The sequence below is a fragment of the Candidatus Poribacteria bacterium genome (genome assembly GCA_026706025.1).
GTDB lineage: Bacteria > Poribacteria > WGA-4E > WGA-4E > WGA-3G > WGA-3G.
The window spans coordinates 12,319-32,279 of the sequence record JAPOZO010000083.1 but is presented as its reverse complement, the minus strand read 5'-3'; the positions used below and the strand labels follow the sequence as shown (position 1 = coordinate 32,279).

Below are 19,961 nucleotides of genomic sequence, written 5' to 3'. Positions count from 1 at the left end.
GACTAAAGAGGTTTTTGAAGTCTTCAAGGTTTCCGCGTAGAATCCGGTTCGGTTGCAAACCAAACCTACCGGACCTGGGGGTCGCGACGGTTATTTTTCTAAAATTGACACTTATGGTGTGGTTGGGAAACCGCCCCATAGGTGTCAATTTAGCGGCTTTAATGGCATTTTGTCGAGTGTAGATATAAACATACTGAAGAAACACCCTATCAAAAACCCCTTACAGGGCTAAGGTCCTTACTTGATACCGCTGCTATAAACATATCGTCCTTACAGGACTGAAGAGGTTTTTGAAGTCATCAAGGTTTTCGCGGAGTATCCGGTTCGGTTAGGAAACCGAACCTACCGGACCTGGGTACACAGGCGGTTATTTTTCCTAAAATTGACACCTATGGTGCGGTTAGGAAACCGCACCTACCGGGCCTGGAGGTCCAAAATTGGACTAAAAAACCGAGAACTGAATGACTCTGGAGCCTCATTTTCTAAGTTTATCTTATTCCTTGATCGTCTACGATTCCATGCCCCTCTTTGATGTGGAGAATTTGGTTTGGCTTTAGATTAGAAAACCGTTCCGTGCGTCCACTTTGCCAGTGGATTTCGAGGGTGTCAACTACCCTATTCTCTCCAAGTCCGAAATGAAGGCGTAAATCGCTTTGCGAGAGGTAACTCGCACCGCTGCGTACCTCTTTGAAAAGCGACAGATCTCCCGCTTTTACAACTATCTTTGTGCCGATACCTGACACGTTGCTCTGTGTCCCGATCAGTTGGATTGTTAGCCAATGATTGCTATTGCCACCCTCGTTTCGGAGGAGCGTTGCGGGTTGGTTGGAATTATTGAGGAAAATATCAATATCGCCATCATTGTCGTAGTCGCCGAACGCGGCACCGCGGCTAACTCTTTTGGGCAATTGTGCCAATCCGACTTCAACAGATGCATCGGTAAACTGGTAGGTGCCGTTTTGTTGGCGTGTGTTGCGGAAAAGTAGGTCAGACTGTGGATAAGTGCTATCCGAGAAAAGCGCGATATTTTCCTGAAGATGCCCGTTCGCAACAAAGATGTCCAATAGACCATCGTTGTTGTAATCAAAGAATTCGACTGCCCACTTAAAATAAGGAAGCGTCACTGCGCCAATCCCTGAAGTAAAAGAGACATCGGTAAAAAAGGCAGCACTCTCATTTTGATAAAGGACCACTGGCAATGAAGAGGCATTGCTGACAACGAGATCAAGGTAGCCGTTGTTATCGTAATCGCCGAATGCACTACCCATACCGCTTCCGGGGAAGCCGTTCCCATCATAGCCTGTACCGGTAAGGTCGGCGGTCTCAGTAAAGGTGCCATCGCCGTTGTTGTGGTAAAGAAAGTCTGCCTCCATATCGTTGGCAATATGTAAATCTGGATACCCATCATTATCGTAATCCCCTACAGCAACCGCGAGACCGAGCGCGCGATGTGAGATCCCTGCAGCTGCAGTGACATCTGTGAAGGTGCCATCGCCGTTATTGCGATAGAGGATGTCAGGTTCGCTTACAAAGTGGCTGCCAGCAATCTGATCTGTAGGGCTACAATAGGTTCGGATACCGCGTGTCTCCCACCAGCGGTTCTCTTCAATTGAGAATTTCATATAGTTGACGACGTAGAGGTCAACATCACCATCATTATCGTAGTCGAGAAAGGCACAGCTTGTACCCCAACGTTTATCACCGACACCCGCTTTTTGCGTAATATCCGTAAAGGTGCCATCACCATTGTTCTGGTAGAGAGTATTACGTCCGTAGTTGGTTACGTAGATCTCGGGGAAACCATCGTTATCAATATCTGCAGAGGCACACCCAACACCATAACCGGTATCTCCGACACCTGCCTTCTGCGTGATGTCAATGAAAGTGCCATCGCCGTTGTTTTGATAGAGTTTGTTTTCTGGGAGATGTCCGTGAGAATGTTTTTCATCAACCTGTGGTGGGATATGCGTAGCGTTCACTATATAAAGGTCGAGGTGTCCATCGGCATCATGGTCAAAAAAGAGTGCGCCGGATCCGAGCGTTTCGATGAGGTATTTTTCGCCGGTTCTGCCATCAATATGCTGAAATGAAATTCCCGCAGGGGCAGTCGCGTCAACAAATTGGACTTCGGCGGGAACAGGTATACTAAAAAGAAAAGAAAAAACGATACAACAGCAGTATCTCATTCGTTGTTAGAATACTCTTTCTGTTTTTCACGTGCACGTTGTGCCTCATCTGTGAACTCAAGCGTGTCACAAATTTGAGCGAGTGTATCCCAATAGTTCGCCTCAGTGGGTGCGAGACGGACGGCAGTTCGGGCGTGGGAGAGTGCCTTGTCCAAATCCATCTTCAATTCGGTATAACAAACAGCGATATTGTTATGTGCAATCGCGAGTTCCGTATCGGCATCAAGTGCCTGCTGATACGCCGCAATCGCGAGGTCAACTTTTCCGTGTTTATGGTAAGCATGTCCCAAGTTGTAATGTGCAGTCGCTAAATCGGGGTCGAGCGAGATAGCCTGTTTATAGGTTGCCACTGCATCCTCAAATCGGCGACGCGCGAGGTAAACGATCCCGAGGTTGTTATAGCCTCTTGCGTCATCTGGGTGCTTTTTCACCCACATTTCGGCTTTCTCAAGGAGCGGATCTGTTTGGCGGAGTACTTTAAAAAACGCCATCGCTGCTGCAGCTTTCTCCTTTTCACCGCGTTTGACGTGAATCTGAGCGAGTTGGTAGTGCGCCTCCGTATTATCTACCTGAATTTCAATCGTCTTCTCAAAGGCGGTGATTGCCTCGCCTAAGCGTCTTTGTCTTGCATAGACTTTACCTAATCCTAAAATAGCACCGGCATCTTCTGAATTGAGTTGTGAGGCTTTTTTAAAGGCACGCGCAGCCTGTTCAAAATCACCTTGTTTCAAGTAGACTTCGCCAAGTCCGGTATAGGGATCTGCCCATTCTGGGTCAATAGCAATCGCACGTTCAAACGCTTCAGCGGCGCGCGGAAGAGCCCCTTTCTTGAGGTAAACCACTCCAATGTTGTAGTGCGGTTCAGCTGTCAGAGGCGACAATTCGAGTGCCTTTTGATACGCCTTAAGTGCGGCATCGTATTGTTTCAATTCGGAGTATGCGATACCGAGTCTGTTGTAAACGATAGGGGAATTTGGCGCAAGCGCGATGGCTTTTTTGTATTCGGAGATGGCTTGCTCAAACTCTCCAATAGCATGGTAGGCAGTAGCATTTTCATAATGCTTTTCGGCAGGTGAAGAATCAGATAAAGCCGTGTTTCCAAGGACACTGAAGAGGATAAATAGGGTGAGATATTTTAGCATACGCTCCACCTCTCTGGTGTAAGGGCGGCGTTTGAACCGCCCTTATCAAGCGTATTTTTAGTCGCGATCGGTTTTGATACTCGCCCAGGTTGTCGCGAGTTTCTCCGCGGGTTCCACCGGTAGAAAATCACCCGTCATAATTTCGTCGATTTCCGCTCCGGTGATAATTCGGTTAAAGATAAACACCTCGTCAATAATACCCGTGAAAAATTCCTCGCCGGGATGGCGTGCGCCAACCATAATGGAGCCGTCAATCTCAGCAACAGTTGGCGGTTTATCTCCGCCGCCTGCTTTCTTACCGTCGTTATAGATGACAACCTCTGATTTGGTGTCATGCGTCACTACGAGGTGTACCCAGTCTGCTGGTTGAATGTCATCGCTCACGGCTTTTTGTGCCCAATTGGGGGCACTCGACCAGAAATAGGTTTTGCTGTCACCTTTTCTAAAAATTGATGCCCACTTCAAGCTTCCAGCGGTCACCATGTAATTCCAGTCCCGAATTTGGTCATCGCTACGTTTGACCCAGAAAGCGATAGAGAACTGTTCTCTTAATTGCAGAGTATCGTTGATAGGGACCTTTACATGCTGTCCCTTCGTTCCGTCAAACTCTAATGCTTTGCCGAATTGCCCGTCCACCCATTTTGGACCTTTGATCAGTTCGCCATCATGACCATGCACGGAACTATCTGCGGCATTGTCTCCCTTCCCTTCATCAAAGGAGAGGTATAAAACAAGGGATTTATCATCCAATCCAGCATATAAAGATGTTGTCAGAGTGAACAGGATGAATGTCGCAACAAGCACCCCGATAAATTTTTTAAATTTGAGCACAATGAATTCCTCCTTCTTAAGAGTTGTCAGCAGTCGGTTGTCAGTTGTTGAACTTGTGGTAGGTATCTTTGGTCACTACCACTGGGACGTTCCTGAAGGCTGAAGGTTGATACCTTAATATGCTGACAGCCGATGGTTTCCGATGGCTGACGGCTTCTTTTTAGCAGGCACCACATTTCTTACAGACGGTCGTATCACACTCACTGGTCGTAAAACCTTTTTCGTGCTTGTTGAACTCAAGTTGTAGAAATTGGGGTTTGACGTTTAGATCGAGATGGTCCCACGGATTGACTTCATGCAGTGGACGTTGGCGTGTCGCATAAAAATGTGGTATTAACCCGTGGGTGCGGAAGGCTTGGTTCCATGGCACGCCGTTTGCGAGTTCAAGGATTACTTTTCCGAGCCGCCGGTCGCCGCGGGCAAAGACAGCCTCTTGATGCGCGAGTCTGGCACTTGCAGACCCAACTTTTATACTACCGAGTCGGTTAATCTCGCGTTTCAGGAAATCAAGTTTTCGGGAAATGGTTTTGGGAGGCTCCATTGCCACCCACTGGAAAGGCGTATGCGGTTTCGGCACCATGGGTGAAATGGTAAAACTAATACGGGCGATTCGCCCTGTGCGCTTCGCATGTGGGAGAAGGATGGTGCGCATCTCTTTTGCCATATCAACAATAGCCTCTACATCCGCTGGTGTTTCGTGCGGAACACCGATAAGAAAATAAAGGCGAAGGTTGAGAATATCACGTTTCAATGCTTCTTCAAAAACGTGATAGAGTTGCTCGCGCGGAATCGCTTTATTGACGACCTTTTGAAGTTCTTCAGTGGCGACCTCTGGTGCAATGGTAATGGTGCCTTGTTCGCTATCTGCGAGTGCATCAAGCAACGGGGCACGGACAGTTTCAGCGCGGAGTGAAGCACAAGAGATACGGAACCCACGCGCAACGAGACCTGAGGCGATCTCATCAATTTGTGGATGGTCAGAGATAGAAGCCCCAACAAGTCCGATCCTGTCTGTAATGCCGCGTGCGCGCTCCGCGAGGGCAAGCGTGCTTTCCACAGAACGCCGCCTCGGCCATCGACGGGCATAATCGGCAACACAGAAACGGCACTGCCTACCACAGCCGCGTACGATTTCGATAAGGTGGGCGTTTGCGAATTCAGTATTCGGTGTGTGGATGTGCGTGCAAGTTTCGACATCGTCAAGCTGTGGCACAGCTCCGGCGCGGATCTGTGGTGCTGCCCCTTGTTTCGGAGAGACTGCCTCAATAGTTCCATCATCGCGATAGGTTACGTCGTAAAAACTTGGCACATAAAGTCCGGGAACGGTCGCTAATGTTTCGAGTAACTCACGCTTCGGTGCACCAGACTGTTTCCACGCGTTAAAATGCGCCATGAGTTGATGAACGACGAGTTCGGCTTCGCCAACAACGAAGACATCAACAAAATCGGCAATCGGTTCTGGATTGTAGGAGATATTGATACCGCCAGCGACAATGAGCGGATCCCATTCTGTACGTTCCTCGGCAAGCGGCGGGATATTTGCAAGTTGTAAAGTGCGCGGAATATTCACATAATCCGATTCAAAGGAGACAGAAAACCCAATAACATCAAACTGGTTCAGTGCCGTTTGTGTTTCAAACGAAAAGAGAGGTTTTCTCTGGGTGACAAGTTTCTGAATATAACTCGTTTCTGGCACAAAAACGCGTTCACAAGCGGTGTCCGTTCGATCGTTAAGAGTCGCATGGATAACCTGAACACCGAGACTTGACATTCCAAGTTCATACGTACTCGGATAGACAAGAGCGAATCTGTTAGGTTTTCTGAAATTATGATGCGCACCGTGTTCCGCACTGCGCAGATGTTGGTAGTGCTGGCGTAAGTCCACTATTTCCTCATGTGTAATAAGGTGCGCTCGAAAACGCACCTACGAAGTAAAACAACGGGACACGCTTTGAAGGCGCGTCTATAAGCAAAAATGTGAAAGCGATGTACGCTACATTGTGTTATCAAAACGCAACGTAACTTTAACCATAGTTAAGGAACCCAATTAAGATATCTCACTGACTTTTAAAAAGTTGTACGGATAGGAGACAATATAGCTCTCATGCCTATTTGTCGTTTCGGTTTCTTTTTTGAACGCGTAGAAAAGCTGGGATTTCCCAGTCCGTATCGCGCGGCTGTGCACCTTGCTCCCTTCTTCGGGCAGGTTTCCGCCCCGCGCCTCCACCTTCTGGAGCTGGCTCTTGCTCTACGGGTTGCTCTGCTTCTACTCTCTGTCCGCGAGCTGGCGTGGCAGATCTACCAGATGACACTCTACGACCCAGTCGGGTTCTGCTTGCCCTTGCCATACGCTGTTCGGATAAGGCTGATGGCTGCCGTTGATAGACATCCGCATTATCATATTGTGCCGGTGCGTTTCCACTACCGCCTCCAGCGCCTGTTGTCTCGGCTCCGAGTGAGTATCCTGCCTCAGCATCGAACCCAGTTGCAATGACAGTCACAAGAACTTCATCGTCGAGTTCCAATTCATCTTTGTAAACGAGACCGAAGATAATTTGTGCTTCGGGCGCGGTATCCTTAATAACCTGCATGGCTTCATCAAGTTCGTGCATCATGAAATCCGGCGGTGCGGTGATGTTGACAATCATACCGACAGCCCCAGCGATGTTGGTCTGTTCAAGAAGCGGAGAACTAATAGCCTGTTCGGCCGCGATTGGGGCGCGATTATCACCCGTAGCATGTCCCATACCCATCAATGCGCTCCCCGCCCCGCGCATAATCGATTCAACGTCGGCGAAGTCAACGTTAATTTCGCCAGACTCGGTAACGATGTCTGAGATGCTTTTAACGCCATGGAGGAGGATTTCGTCTCCAATGCGGAATGCCTCTCGGATTGGCAGCTTCCTGTCCATCGTGTCAATAAGACGCTGGTTTGGTACAACAATTACGGAATCGGCGGCTTGGCGGAGTTCGTCAAGGCCTGCCTCAGCGACTGAGGCACGGCGTTGTCCTTCAAAATTAAATGGACGTGTCACGACCGCAATCGTAAGGGCACCGCGTTCTTTTGCCTGTGTGGCAATCAGCGGTGCAGCGCCTGTACCCGTGCCGCCACCCATACCTGCAGTGATGAAAACCATGTTTGCATTTTCGACGATAGTCTCCAGATGTTCCCTATCCTCTTCAGCGGCCTTTTTGCCGATCTCGGGGTTGGCACCGGACCCTAAACCTTCCGTTGTATTAATGCCGATCGGGATTTGGGTCGCGCCACGGCAGCTCAGCAGTGCCTGTTGATCGGTGTTGACAGCATAAAACTCGATACCTGTGATCCCCGCTTCAATCATACGTTTCACAGCGTTGCCACCAGCACCGCCGACCCCGATGACTTTAATTTTGGCGCGTAAATTTTCAAATTCCTCTTGTTCAAATTCTATCATATTGGCTTTCAGTTACTATAACGAAAACGCAGCAACCTAATTCCTCCTATCATTGTAGCCTCAATCCCCAGACCGAGGTTCCTTCATAACTTTTGTTGGTTCGCTTTTCACATTAAATTATACGCTATTAGAAAAGTTAAGTCAAATATTCCTGCAAGTCTAATGCTGATGGGACTTACGTTCAATTCAGGATGCCAACCTAATATCCGAACCATTCTTTGATGCGTTGCAGAAAATTCCCAACACCCCTATCGCGATGACGTGCGTCGTGTTCCTGCTCTTGCCGCCGTAAAGATTCGCCGTATAGTGCCAGTCCAATACCCGTCGCATACATCGGATGATTGACTCGGTCGCTTAAGCCTTGTAACCCGCGCGGGTACCCTATCTGAACGCGCAGCTGAAGCACAGCTTCAGCAAGTTCTTGAAGACCGTCCATAAGTGCGGTACCACCAGTGAGGACAAGCCCACCCGGAAGCTGGATATCACCCAATTCATAACCAATCACTTCTAAGATTTCTGCCATACGGTACTCAATAATTTGTGCAAGTTCAACTCGGTCGATGAAACGCGGTGGCGTAGACTCACTCGTGACCGGGATGGACCTGACTTCATCTGGGTCGACTAATTCCGTCCAAGCACAGCCGCGGTGTAGTTTTAATTCCTCCGCTTCAGGAAGAGTGACTTTTAAGTATTGAGCGATGTCGTTGGTAACGTGCTGCCCACCGACGGGGACTACTGCTGTATGTTGAATAGAATCCTCTTTATATACGACGATTTCGGTTGTGCCATCACCGATGTCAACCAAGGCAATGCCAACTTCACGTTCATCTCTTGAAACGACTGCCTGCGTTGCAGCCAGAGGGGCGGCGACAAGTGTTTCTACGATAGGCACGCCAGCCTTTTCAATACTATTGAGCAAATTCTGAATAGCCGTTGTGCCCCCTGTGATGATGTAAGCGTAAGATTCAAGACGCGCACCAGACATCCCAATCGGTTCTCTGATACGGTCCTGAGCGTCAACGACAAAATTCTGCTGAATTACATGCAAGATCTCTCGGTCAGCAGGAATAGAGATCGCTTTGGCTGCTATCATCGCCCGGTCAACATCATCGTGTGAAATCTCGTTGTTCGCGACAGAAACAACCCCGTGGGACGTTTGCCCTATGATATGCTCACCAGAAATACCGACACAGACAGAATCTATTTTCACGCCCGCCATTAATTCTGCATTAGCAATCGCTTTACGGATAGCCTCCGCCGTTTGGTTGATATCAACGACAACACCTGCTCGAAGACCCTCAGATGGCGCGTGACCAACACCAATCACCCCTATTTTCTGGGTGCTACCGTGCAACGTATTTCCAACAACTACTGAGATTTTGCTTGAACCGATATCAAGACCGGCAATAATGTTTTGTTTTGGCATTTAATTGTTTTCACCTCCCTTTCCCATAAACATCTTAGACATAAAAAACGATGAATAGGGATAGTACTTTATTCTTCTACCTATCAGTGCCTACGAAATAGGCACTATTTGCTTTCTGCGAATCCCCCTAAGTAGATGGTATCTTGAAATCTTGCATCCAAGTACGGCTGGGTTTCCACTGAGTTCTCCCTGATAAGTTGCAGCACTTGGATTTTGTGCTGTTTTACAAACAGAGCGATATGGTGAAGCCCCAATTCAATCGCATCAGCGGCAAACCAAACAGACACAGGGAAAGCGTCAAGTTGGAGTTTTATCTTCTGGGGATCGCTTGCGTCGATACTTTCTATCTGTGTCGCAAGATTTCGTTCCTGAAGCAAGGCAGTCTTTAAGATTTCTAATCCTAAGGCAACTCCGGGCATCTCGACAGTAGCACCAACTTTCGGTAACTCATCATTTACTGTCCTGAGTACGACCATCTTTCCAAATTGCTCAGATATCTGCGGATTAGTATCTTCTTTGTCTATATGTTTTAACACATGTCCCTCACTATCTACTAAGAAAAACGAACTATCCCGATTAACGGCGGCATTCGCAGTAGGATCAACTCTCAGGCGTACAAAAGGTTCACGCTCAGTGATTTCGATGGTTAACATCCGCTTTATCACGTGTTTGGTAACGTGCGCATCTTTGATATAACTCAGGTGCTTCTTGAGATAGATAGATGTTTGTTCTTCAGAGTCTGTGACGATATTTTGCAGCTGCTCACCCAGGGCATCATAAATTTGTACATCAGTATAGTGCATGTTCCCAGAAAGTTCAAGAGAAACATATTCAGCACCAAAAAAGCTGAGTACTATCTTACCAATGAACGATAAAGTAAGCACAATGGCAGCGATGAAAACGACACGCCGGAACAGGTAAATTTTGTTATTCGTGCGCTGCCCAAGTCGCTGCGCAGGCATTGAAGTTTGCCGTATGTATCCATCGCGTTTTCTGCGCAAGAATGAACCCTCCGTTTATCTTCCACCGCGAGCGTGTGTTGGCACCGTGATATTCAATTTCGGTGAATCTTGAAGGTTGAAAACCCGGCGCGAAAAAGAAGATCCTTTTGATTAGTTTACTGCCTGAAGCCGACTTAAAAATTCGCGTCCTACCTTACTAATGTCACCAGCACCTAACGTAATCACAATATCCTCAGATTGAGTTATCTTCATCAGAACATCGGTAACTTCATCTGTATCTGGGACATAAAGAACATTTCGATGTCCGTGTGCCTGTATGGATTGCGCCAATTTTTCAGCGGTGACATTTTCAATAGGTGCCTCGCCAGCACTATAAATTGAGGTGACGATAAGTACGTCGGCTTGGTAAAAAGATCGAGAGAATTCGTCTGCCAGATCCCTAACACGCTGGTATCGGTGTGGCTGGAAAACCGCGACAATACGACGTTTGTAACCGGCGCGTGCCCCGCTCAGTGCTGCTTTCAACTTCGCTGGATTATGGGCATAATCGTCAACAACAATGATATTATTCGCTTCTCCAAGAATTTCAAAACGGCGATGCACACCTTGAAACGCCTCCAGACTCTCTCGGATGCGATCAAACGGAAGGTCAAGCTCAAGGCCAACAGCGATCGCTGCTAAGGAGTTAGAAATATTATGGCGACCTGGCATTTTCAGGTGGACTTCACCGTACAGGTGTCCATTTTTACGAACGCGATAACGAGACGTGGGACCTTCTACGGTAATACCTTCAGCAATCAAATCCGCGCTTGTCTCAAGCCCGTAGGTAATGTAACGCTTCTTAACCCGTGGAATGAACTTCTGGATATTCTCTGCATCTAAACAGAGGACCGCTGCACCATAGAACGGCACCTTATTAATGAATTTAAGAAAGGTTTCCCCAATCTCATCAACGCTATTGTAATAATCCAGGTGGTCCGCATCAATAGATGTGACGACCGCAACGGTAGGATAAAACATCTCAATAGAGCCGTACGCCTCGTCTGCTTCAATTACCATGACATCACCTTCACCGCTTCGCGCGTGGCTGCCGTTCATGAGTTTTCCGCCTACAACAACTGTCGGATCGAGACTGCTAAGCACTGTAGCAGTCATAGCGGTTGTGGTTGTTTTTCCGTGTGTGCCGCTGACAGCAACGCTGTAACGCATTCGGGTGATCTCATTGAGCATTTCCGCCCCTCTCACGATCGGAATTTTTTCTGCTTCCGCAGCAAGAAGTTCCGGGTTGTCAGCCGGAATCGCAGGCGAAATAACGATAACATCGGCACCCTGAATGTGTGATGCAGCATGTTTGTAATGGATAGTAGCCCCACGCTCGCGCAAATGCTCTGTCGTATATGACTCTCGAATATCGGAACCTGTCACATGGAACCCAAGATCCAGCAAAATTTCAGTGATACCACTTAAACCTGCCCCCCCAATACCGATAATATGAATATGTCGTGTTTTTCCAAACATGTTTTTAAATATTAGGTTTCTGCTCCGATTTTTCGGATTCTTGGTGAATGTAATACGTTAGTATAATAAACGATTTATAGTGAAGTTAGGTTTCTGCTCCGTTTTTCCGATCTATAGACATAGCACCCTACAATACGGCATTAGTCCATGTAGGAAAGAATAGATTTAGCAATGTCATCACTGGCGTGTGGCTTGCCGAGTACTCGACTGGCGGTCACCATTTGTTCGTGTGTGTTCTGATCCAGTAGTATATTGGTGAGAGCCTCAACAAGCATTTCTACTGTGAATTTACCCTGTTCCAGCACAACGGCAGCACCTTTTTCAGCGACCCGCTGTGCGTTCAGTACCTGATCATTTCCTGTCTGTGAGGGTAAAGGTATGAAAATTGCCGGAATGCCACAGGCAGTAACTTCGGCAACAGTCATCCCTCCTGCTCTGCACACCATAATGTCTGTGATGCTGTAGACTTCCTCAACAGCATCGAAGAAAGGGCGCACACAGTGTAAGAATTCCTTGTGTGATGCAAGAACCTTTTTATACTCGGTTTGGACCGCCTCCACCTCAACCGCGCCAGTTTGGTGGACAATCTGGATCTGCTCGGCAAATCCGACCAGGTGTGGCAGTGCAGCGACAACGGCTTCATTAATAGCACGAGCGCCCTGACTTCCACCCATCACAAAAATTGTTTTCCGATCTGGCAACAACCCGAATTTCCGATAAGTTTCCTCACGTTTCGGAAAGGCAGTAATTGCTGGACGAATCGGGTTTCCGGTCACCTCTACATGCTGAGTATGTCGAAACGTATGCCCCTCGCGAGTTGACTCCATGGCAAGATAGACCGCCTTTGCCCATCGTGCCAAGACACCGTTCGTTAAGCCAGCAGAAGCATTCTGTTCTTGAATAGCTATTGGGATCCTCCGAAGAAGAGCCGCTAAAAGCACTGGTCCCGAAACATATCCGCCTGTTCCTATGACAACATCCGGTTTCAGTTCCTTCATATACCGCAATGATTGGGTAAGGCCACGCAAAACCTTCCAGATAACTGGAAACCAGTGTAAAGTTAAGCGACGTGGAAAACCTGCGACTGAGATGGGGAGAAAGCGAAAACCGTGCTGAGGCACCAGTGTGGATTCCAATCTGTCTACGCCACCGATGAACACAATATCTATTGTGGTATCCATGCGCTGTAACGCCTGCGCGATGCCAATCGCCGGATAGATATGACCCCCTGTCCCTCCACCTGCGACAACCACTCTTTTGTGTGTCTCTACCTGTTGAAGTGACGTTACGTCCGGCCTGTCGGTCGCTGTTAAAGTTGTATCGTAACGCTTAGAAATAGCCATGATTAAGCCCACCAAAAGGTCCCATTGAGAAGCCCATCTTCACAAAATCGGTTAATCTCATATTAGTCTGTCCCGCGATTGCTACCTCTCGAAATATTAAGCAGAATACCAACGCTCACCAGGCTGAGGACAATTGACGAACCACCGTAACTGATAAACGGCAACGTAATACCTTTCGTTGGTAGCAAACCTGTCACAACCCCAATATTGATAAACGCTTGTAAACCGATCATCGTCGTAATACCGGTAGCGAGCAAGGATCCAAACAAATTATTCGCATGCCGGGCGATGTGGAGTCCTCGCCATACAAACAACATAAAAATAAGCGCGACCGCTGTAGCGCCCACAAACCCGAATTCCTCTCCCAACACAGCAAAGATAAAATCTGTATGAGGATAGGGGAGTCGTGAGATTTTCTGGAGGCTACTATCAATACCCATCCCAAGGAGTCCACCACCTTCAAGGGCATCTAACGAACGCGTTAGATGATAATTTGTAGCATCTGGTGATTTTAACATCGCAAAGTAGTCCATGATTCGTTTCAACCTATACGGATCCCGAATCACGAGGAAACTGAGAAGACCGCCACCGACACCGGCAAGCGTCAGGACGTGCCAGATACGCATCCCACCGATAAATAATACGATACCGACGGCTACCACGAGCAAGAACGCCGAACCGAAATCTGGTTGACTCACTACGAGACCGAAAGCAGCGGCTACAATTAGAATGTTCGGAAGCACTCCGTTAAAAAAACTTCTAACACGTTCTGGATTGCGACTTATGAAATTCGCTACATGAATAACCAACGCTATTTTCGCAAATTCAACGGGTTGAAAATTAATCGGCAATCCTATATTAATCCAGCGTTTAAATCTGCCACCCTCCGCCCCTTGTACACTCACGCTTAAACTTGGCACGAAAACCAATAATAACCCGACAAAAGAAAGTATCAAAAGAAGGTTCGCGTATTTCCCATAAAACCTATAAGGCACATAGGCAATCATGAACATGCCAGCTAAACCGATCGTACATGCAATAATGTGTATTTGCAAGTAACGGTAACTATAGCCGTCATAGTGCCTTGAGGAGAGGAGATGACTTGAACTGTATACCATCAAAATGCCTATGGCAATGAGGCAGAAGGTAATGGCTATTAACACCCTATCCATTCGCCCAGAGTTTTGTCCAGGCAGCGGTTCCTTTACCTGTTCCTGTGAATCTGTGCCAGCGAAATAAGTGCGCGTATTTGTCCACCAAGGTCTAGCTTTTTGTTTAGACTTGAAACTTCGCTTGCTACGGGGAGAGTTTTGGTAGTTGCGTAGCATCGTGGTGTCTTTTCCTTCCTACGTTACTTTGATCCTAAAAACCTAATACTGTGTTCACTTTGAATTTTAGAGTAAGTTCGTCGTAGAGGGTTTTTGCTTGGGTGTTTCCCCAAGGTAACCTCTGCCCTACAGACTAATGTGTTGAAAGTTTTTTAATGAGGTGGTTGAAGTGCTTCAACCGCTGCTTTAAAATTAGTGCCGCGTGCCTTATAGTCGGTGTACATATCAAAACTGGCATTCGCAGGCGACAATAGGACGACATCTCCTGGTACCGCGAGTTGGTAGGCGATCTGTACCGCCTGTGCCATCGTTTTCGCTTTTATTATTTTTGTTGTATCGGCGAGCGTTTTTTCAATTTGATCGGTGTACTCACCAAGCATCACGGCAGCTTTGACGCGGCTCCGCACAATTTCACGCAACGGTGTATAGTCATTACCCTTGTCGTAGCCGCCCATTATTAGGACAATTTGAGAGTCTTTTACGGATTCAAGGGCCGCTTGGACTGCCGCCACATTTGTTGCCTTTGAATCGTCTATGAACTCAACACCCGTCAAAGTCTTTACAGGTTCAAACGCATGCGATAAAGCAGGATGCGACTGGTCAAATTGCTGAAGTGCTCCTTGGATTTGCGTTGCTGTCACACCAAAAATCAGTCCTACAGCAACAGCAGCGAGGGTGTTCTGTAAGTTGTGCGCCCCCGGAAGTGGAATATCCGCAATATCACATATTCTCTTACGCGTGCCATTCCATTGTGCAAAAAGTTCCGAACCCTCTCTAAATACGCCTGAAAATGACGAATCTTCAGGGGGACCTTTGTCCGTAAAATAGATTTTTTTTGCTGCTGTTGATGCCCCAAAACCCTTAACAGACGCATCCGAAGCGTTGAGAATTATCCAATCAGCACTCGTCTGATTATCAGAAATCTTCTGTTTTGCTGCTCGATACGCCGACATCGTTTTATGCCGGTCCAGGTGATCACGCGATAGGTTAAGCACCACACTAACCGTCGGATGAAAAGTGACTGTACTTTCCAACTGAAAACTGCTTGCCTCAACAACGACGACATCTTCGCTTGTAAGTTTTTGAACCTCCGCTGCTAATGGTACACCGATGTTGCCAGCAACACAGATGTTCAAGAATTTGTTTCCTGCCTTTAGTATTGCCTCTGTGAGAAGCGTCGTCGTTGATTTGCCTTTTGTCCCAGTAATCGCAACGATTGGTGCTGGACATACCCGTGCGGCAACCTCTAATTCCCCGAGAATCGGAAGATCACGCGCCCGTGCCTCGCAAAGCATCGGAATGTTAAGTGGCACGCCCGGCGAAACGACTATAAAATCGGCATCCGCAATGCACTCCGCCGGATGCCCGTCGAAAAATTTTCGGTATAGATTACAGGTGTCGTCCGATTTGGGCGATTCGTTGAGCGCAGCGATTTCCGTTGACAACGCTTCGGCAGAACGTGTGTCTGTAACCGTGACAGTCGCACCGTATGAACGTAGCAATTTCGCAACGGCGACCCCACTTCGGTTTAAACCAAAGACTGTTACACGTTTTTCCTGTAATTGCACCCACATCCCTCCAAGGTACGGCTTAGAACCATACCTACCGAAGTTTCAACGTACTTAAGGCGATCAAGACTAAAATCAGTCCTACAATCCAAAATCTGATGACGACCTTCGATTCTTTCCAGCCCGAAAGCAAGAAATGATAATGAATCGGCGACATCTTGAATACGCGTTTACCAAATGTACGATACGACCAAACTTGGATAATAACTGACAACGTCTCGGCGACGAAAATAGCACCGACGACTACAAGTAGAAACTCCTGCTTGATAAGCACTGCCACCGTTCCAAGCGTCGCGCCGAGTGCCAGTGAACCAGTATCACCCATAAAGACTTGCGCCGGATGACCGTTATACCACAAAAACCCTAAGCCCGCGCCGACCAGTGCTGCACAGAAAATCGCCGTAACTTCGCCACCTACCGGTAGATGAAATATATTCAGATACGCTGCGATCTCGTTGTGACTCGTCATGTACCCCACTATCCCTAAAGTGCCCGCAACGAACAGTGTACACCCAATCGCCAATCCATCCATCCCGTCTGTAAGATTGACGGCATTAGAAGCCCCAACGATGACCAGCGTCGCGAAAGGGATAAATAGAATTCCCAAATCCAGTTGGGCATCTTTGAAAAACGGAAGGATTAGGGATGTCCGGGTTGCCGGATCGTCAGCTTGGGCGGGTCCCCAATGGTAGAGATAGCCCGCAATCGCCAACGCCCCCACCGTTTGAAGCGCGATTTTATGCCACCCCCGAAGTCCTAAGGACTGTTGTTTTACGAGTTTGCTGTAATCATCAAGAAATCCAAGGCCGCCGAACCAGAGGGTCGTCAAAATCATCAGATAGATGTACGGTTGATCCAAACGCGACCAGAACACCACCGATATCAGAACAGATACAATGATAAGAACTCCTCCCATTGTCGGTATACCTGCTTTGTTCTGATTTTCGGTGTTCTGTTGCGCTTTTGCTACCTCCTCCTGAATATGTTCCCCGATGCGCAGCTGCTTTAACTTCTCTATCATAAAGGGACCTAAAACGAGCGAGATGAGGAGGGCAGTAGCTGTCGCATAAATTGCGCGAAAACTAATATAGCGAAAGATATTGAATGGCGAAAAAGTTTCAACGAGATTCTCGTAAAGGAGATGGTAGAACATTGTTTCCCACAGGAAAAGCGGTGGCGGTCTTACAAGAATATTTTACGCCGTGCTCCCAAGTTTTTCACCTTTCTTCAATTTGGCAAGGCTCGCACCTGCTTGGCTTAGAAGATTGGTTGTATACGTATAGGTTAAAGCATTTTTCTGCGCATGCATTGTAAATGCTAAATCAATGAGTTCCGATACAAGTTGTGGAAACTCAACGTCTTGATGTGCCCACAGGTAATAACTATATGAACCAGGGATAGTATTAATTTCATTCACATAAACACTTTGATTAGCATCTACGAGGAAGTCAATACGCGCCACACCGGCACAATCTAAAACCTGAAAGGTACGTGTGGCAAGTTGTTGTATATGTAACGTTAGTTCTTCCGAAATGGGTGCAGGAATTTTCCGATCTGCACCTGCCATCCCTGAAGATTCTTCTTCTTGATGGATATATTTATCATCAAAACTCAGCAAATTCGCGTCCGTTACGGGTTGCTCGCATACAGAAACTGTCGGTTCATCTGTACCCATCACAGCACAGTTGATTTCAACAGGATTCTCAACTGCTTTCTCAACGAGTATCCTACGCGAGTAATCTCCCGCTACCTCAACAGCACTGACAAACTCTGTCTCGTTGTTGGCATGACTCACACCAATACTTGAACCACCCATCGCAGGTTTGACGAAGACGGGATAGGAGAGTGTTGTCTCTACATCTTCGATAATCTCGTCGCGTCCAATTTCCCACTCATGATGATCCCACCACAAATATGGAAGTATGGGGAGTCTATTTTCATTGAGAATCGCCTTCATCATGATTTTGTCCATACCGACAGCCGAACCGACAACACCAGCACCAACGTAGGGTAAATTCATGAGCTCTAACAACCCTTGGAGTGTTCCATCTTCGCCATGCATGCCGTGGATTGATGGAAAAACAACGTCTATCGGAAGAACAGTCCTTTTCCGAACCTTCTGACCGAGCCAGTGTTTGGAACTCACAACGAACTTCGGCTCCGGATGAAACTCGACGGTAACTTTATCAAAATCGGACGGATGCGGTAGTGTTCCACCAGTAAAAGTAGATAAATCGCGAAGCGCATCACCGGTTAACCACTCGCTATTTTTTGTGACGTAAATAGGAATGACGTGATAGTTTTCTTGTAAAGCGATGCAGACCTGATGCGCGGTTACGATTGAGACTTCGTGCTCAGGTGTGCATCCGCCAAATATAAGTGCTACATTGTGTTTTGACATTTTTTATTAGTTGTCAGTTGTCAGCCGTCAGTTTGGTTTTGATGGATGAACATCTTGGTGGAATCGTCGTTTCCAAATTGGAGAAACAACGGTTCCTAAAAGATTATTGACCCTCAGAAACCTTTTAACTGATAACTGAAAGCGGAGCGAACTGATAACTGACGACTATTCCTCATAGTTGTCTGGGAGGTCGTTCTCAAAAAGAACAACGTCACCCGTTTGAACTTGTGTTGCTAAATGCTGTTTGACTTCTTCTAAGTTGCGCGCGACAATAATTTGCTGGCTCGGGTATTCAGCATCCTTCAAACCATCTAAAATCGGTCTGGTTCTTATAGGTCCGACTAAAATAACCAGATCACAGACATCGGCGGCTTGTTTTCCAAGTCGTCTGTTTTCTTCGTATTCTCTCTCACCGAGTTCTATCATCCCCGGTGTCACCAAGACTTTTTTCCCTTCTCCAATCTCGTTAAGTGCTTCAAGTGCCGCTTTCGCTCCGACAGGATTGGAGTTGAAACTGTCATCAATGATAGTTACACCACCGGCACCGGCGGTTAATTGTAATCGATGCGGTACAGGTTCAACATTAGCGACTGCTTCCCGAATTTCTTCAAGTTCCATTCCACATTCCATAGCGACTGTCACAGCAGCGAGGATGTTGGAAACATTGTGTTTACCTAAAAGTCGCGTTTGAATTTCGGTGTCAGTAATATCGAATTTCTCAGTATTCGCGTGGACAGTAAAGGCGAGTCCGTTATCAGTGTATCGAACATTCATCGCGATCAGGTCGGCAGTATCGACGACCGAAACCACAGGAGACGCTTCCGTAGCGTAGCGTCGGACGGGACTCCCTGTCTGTTCCCGTTTATCGGCAAGTCCGGCACAAATTTCGTTGTCGCAATTGAAGACAGCAAGTCCATCTGCTGGTAACGATTCAATGAGTTCATATTTTCCTTTTGCAATGTTTTCTATGCTTTTAAACCGTTCTAAATGCTGCGGGCCGACAGCTGTGAGGATACCGATTTGGGGAGACGCTAAATTGCACAATTCTCGAATATCGCCGCGTTTATATGCACCCATTTCAACAATAAAGATTTCGTGTTCTGCTGTCAGGTCACCACGGATCACCTTGCAGATTCCCATGGGGGTGTTGTAACTGTCAGGTGTCATCAAGGTATTAAATTTCTGGGATAAAATTTGATGCAAAATATACTTTGTACTCGTTTTACCATAACTTCCAGTAATACCGATAACTTTCGGTTGAAGGGTCCTAATCCGTTTTCTTGCTGAAAAGAGGTATGCCCCATTTATTGTCCGTTCCAAAGGATAAATGAGAAGATTCGCAATCGTTAGGTTAATGACGGATACTTCACTAAAAAGAAAAATAGCAATCCGCCATGGACTCGTCTTTGCTATCAAAACGAGTGTTGTCGCGAGACCTACAAGCAGACAGATCGAAAGCCCGAACACCCGTTTCGCGCGTGCTGTATAGACAAGCGGTTTTTTTGCCTCAACATTTTTCCGTCTTGTACTCATATAGACTTGGAATCCACCCCAAGCAACGCACAACATGGGAAAGAGCCACGTGGTATGATACTGAGGGTAGAACGCTGTAAGAACCAACAAACCACCAATAACGAGAATCTCTTTGACTTCAAAACAGTTCGTCAGATGCTGACGTATCCACTTCAGGTATCTGTCTGTCTTATAACCATCAAGTTGAAGTATATGGAGTCCACTTGCCGTCCTAACAACAGCTCTCGCCAAACAAGCTAACGTTACGAAGTAGAAAAGTCCTACACTTATCTTTTCCAAAATCATTTCT

Annotated in this window: 15 protein-coding genes; 1 reads left to right on the top strand and 14 read right to left on the bottom strand. The window is 47.2% G+C overall.

The window, feature by feature from the left end:
* The coding region (locus tag OXH00_20745; GenBank protein ID MCY3743449.1) for a hypothetical protein at positions 1–182 on the top strand (182 nt) is incomplete at its 5' end.
* A gap of 306 nt (positions 183–488) precedes the next feature.
* Here the strand turns inward: OXH00_20745 and OXH00_20740 are convergent.
* The 14 genes from OXH00_20740 to OXH00_20675 all read right to left on the bottom strand — a co-directional run bounded on the left by OXH00_20740 (position 489) and on the right by OXH00_20675 (position 19,957).
* Entirely contained in the window at positions 489–2,186 is a 1,698-nt protein-coding gene (locus OXH00_20740; protein ID MCY3743448.1) for a CRTAC1 family protein, read from the bottom strand.
* Positions 2,183–3,328: a tetratricopeptide repeat protein gene (locus OXH00_20735; protein MCY3743447.1), complete on the bottom strand. Its 1,146-nt coding sequence runs from the start codon at positions 3,326–3,328 to the stop codon at positions 2,183–2,185. The genes OXH00_20740 and OXH00_20735 overlap by 4 nt, the downstream gene beginning before the upstream one ends.
* A gap of 57 nt (positions 3,329–3,385) precedes the next feature.
* Complete coding sequence (locus OXH00_20730; protein MCY3743446.1) at positions 3,386–4,159, bottom strand: LamG domain-containing protein; 774 nt, start codon at positions 4,157–4,159, stop codon at positions 3,386–3,388.
* 160 nt (positions 4,160–4,319) lie between these two features.
* The gene (locus OXH00_20725; protein MCY3743445.1) at positions 4,320–6,044 is read right to left on the bottom strand and encodes a radical SAM protein; all 1,725 of its coding nucleotides are present in this window, start codon (positions 6,042–6,044) and stop codon (positions 4,320–4,322) included.
* 223 nt (positions 6,045–6,267) lie between these two features.
* Complete coding sequence (ftsZ, locus tag OXH00_20720) at positions 6,268–7,593, bottom strand: cell division protein FtsZ (protein MCY3743444.1); 1,326 nt, start codon at positions 7,591–7,593, stop codon at positions 6,268–6,270.
* Between the two features lie 199 nt (positions 7,594–7,792).
* Entirely contained in the window at positions 7,793–9,019 is a 1,227-nt protein-coding gene (gene ftsA / locus OXH00_20715) for a cell division protein FtsA (GenBank protein ID MCY3743443.1), read from the bottom strand.
* Positions 9,020–9,123: 104 nt separating this feature from the next.
* Entirely contained in the window at positions 9,124–10,020 is an 897-nt protein-coding gene (locus OXH00_20710; protein MCY3743442.1) for an FtsQ-type POTRA domain-containing protein, read from the bottom strand.
* Positions 10,021–10,131: 111 nt separating this feature from the next.
* Positions 10,132–11,499: a UDP-N-acetylmuramate--L-alanine ligase gene (murC, locus tag OXH00_20705; GenBank protein ID MCY3743441.1), complete on the bottom strand. Its 1,368-nt coding sequence runs from the start codon at positions 11,497–11,499 to the stop codon at positions 10,132–10,134.
* 140 nt (positions 11,500–11,639) lie between these two features.
* Positions 11,640–12,842, bottom strand: a complete 1,203-nt coding sequence (gene murG, locus OXH00_20700) for an undecaprenyldiphospho-muramoylpentapeptide beta-N-acetylglucosaminyltransferase (GenBank protein ID MCY3743440.1) — start codon at positions 12,840–12,842, stop codon at positions 11,640–11,642.
* A gap of 62 nt (positions 12,843–12,904) precedes the next feature.
* Positions 12,905–14,170 carry a putative lipid II flippase FtsW gene (gene ftsW, locus OXH00_20695; GenBank protein MCY3743439.1) on the bottom strand — a complete coding sequence of 422 codons (1,266 nt, stop codon included), beginning with the start codon at positions 14,168–14,170 and terminating at the stop codon, positions 12,905–12,907.
* A gap of 152 nt (positions 14,171–14,322) precedes the next feature.
* Positions 14,323–15,738, bottom strand: a complete 1,416-nt coding sequence (murD, locus tag OXH00_20690; GenBank protein MCY3743438.1) for a UDP-N-acetylmuramoyl-L-alanine--D-glutamate ligase — start codon at positions 15,736–15,738, stop codon at positions 14,323–14,325.
* 34 nt (positions 15,739–15,772) lie between these two features.
* On the bottom strand, positions 15,773–16,891 hold the full coding sequence (gene mraY, locus OXH00_20685; protein ID MCY3743437.1) for a phospho-N-acetylmuramoyl-pentapeptide-transferase: 1,119 nt from the start codon (positions 16,889–16,891) through the stop codon (positions 15,773–15,775).
* A gap of 42 nt (positions 16,892–16,933) precedes the next feature.
* Positions 16,934–18,139, bottom strand: coding sequence for a D-alanine--D-alanine ligase (locus OXH00_20680; GenBank protein ID MCY3743436.1), 1,206 nt, complete (start codon positions 18,137–18,139; stop codon positions 16,934–16,936).
* A gap of 165 nt (positions 18,140–18,304) precedes the next feature.
* Positions 18,305–19,957 (bottom strand): UDP-N-acetylmuramoyl-tripeptide--D-alanyl-D-alanine ligase, encoded by a 1,653-nt coding sequence (locus OXH00_20675; GenBank protein MCY3743435.1) that lies wholly within the window; start codon positions 19,955–19,957, stop codon positions 18,305–18,307.
* Between the last annotated feature and the right edge of the window lie 4 nt (positions 19,958–19,961).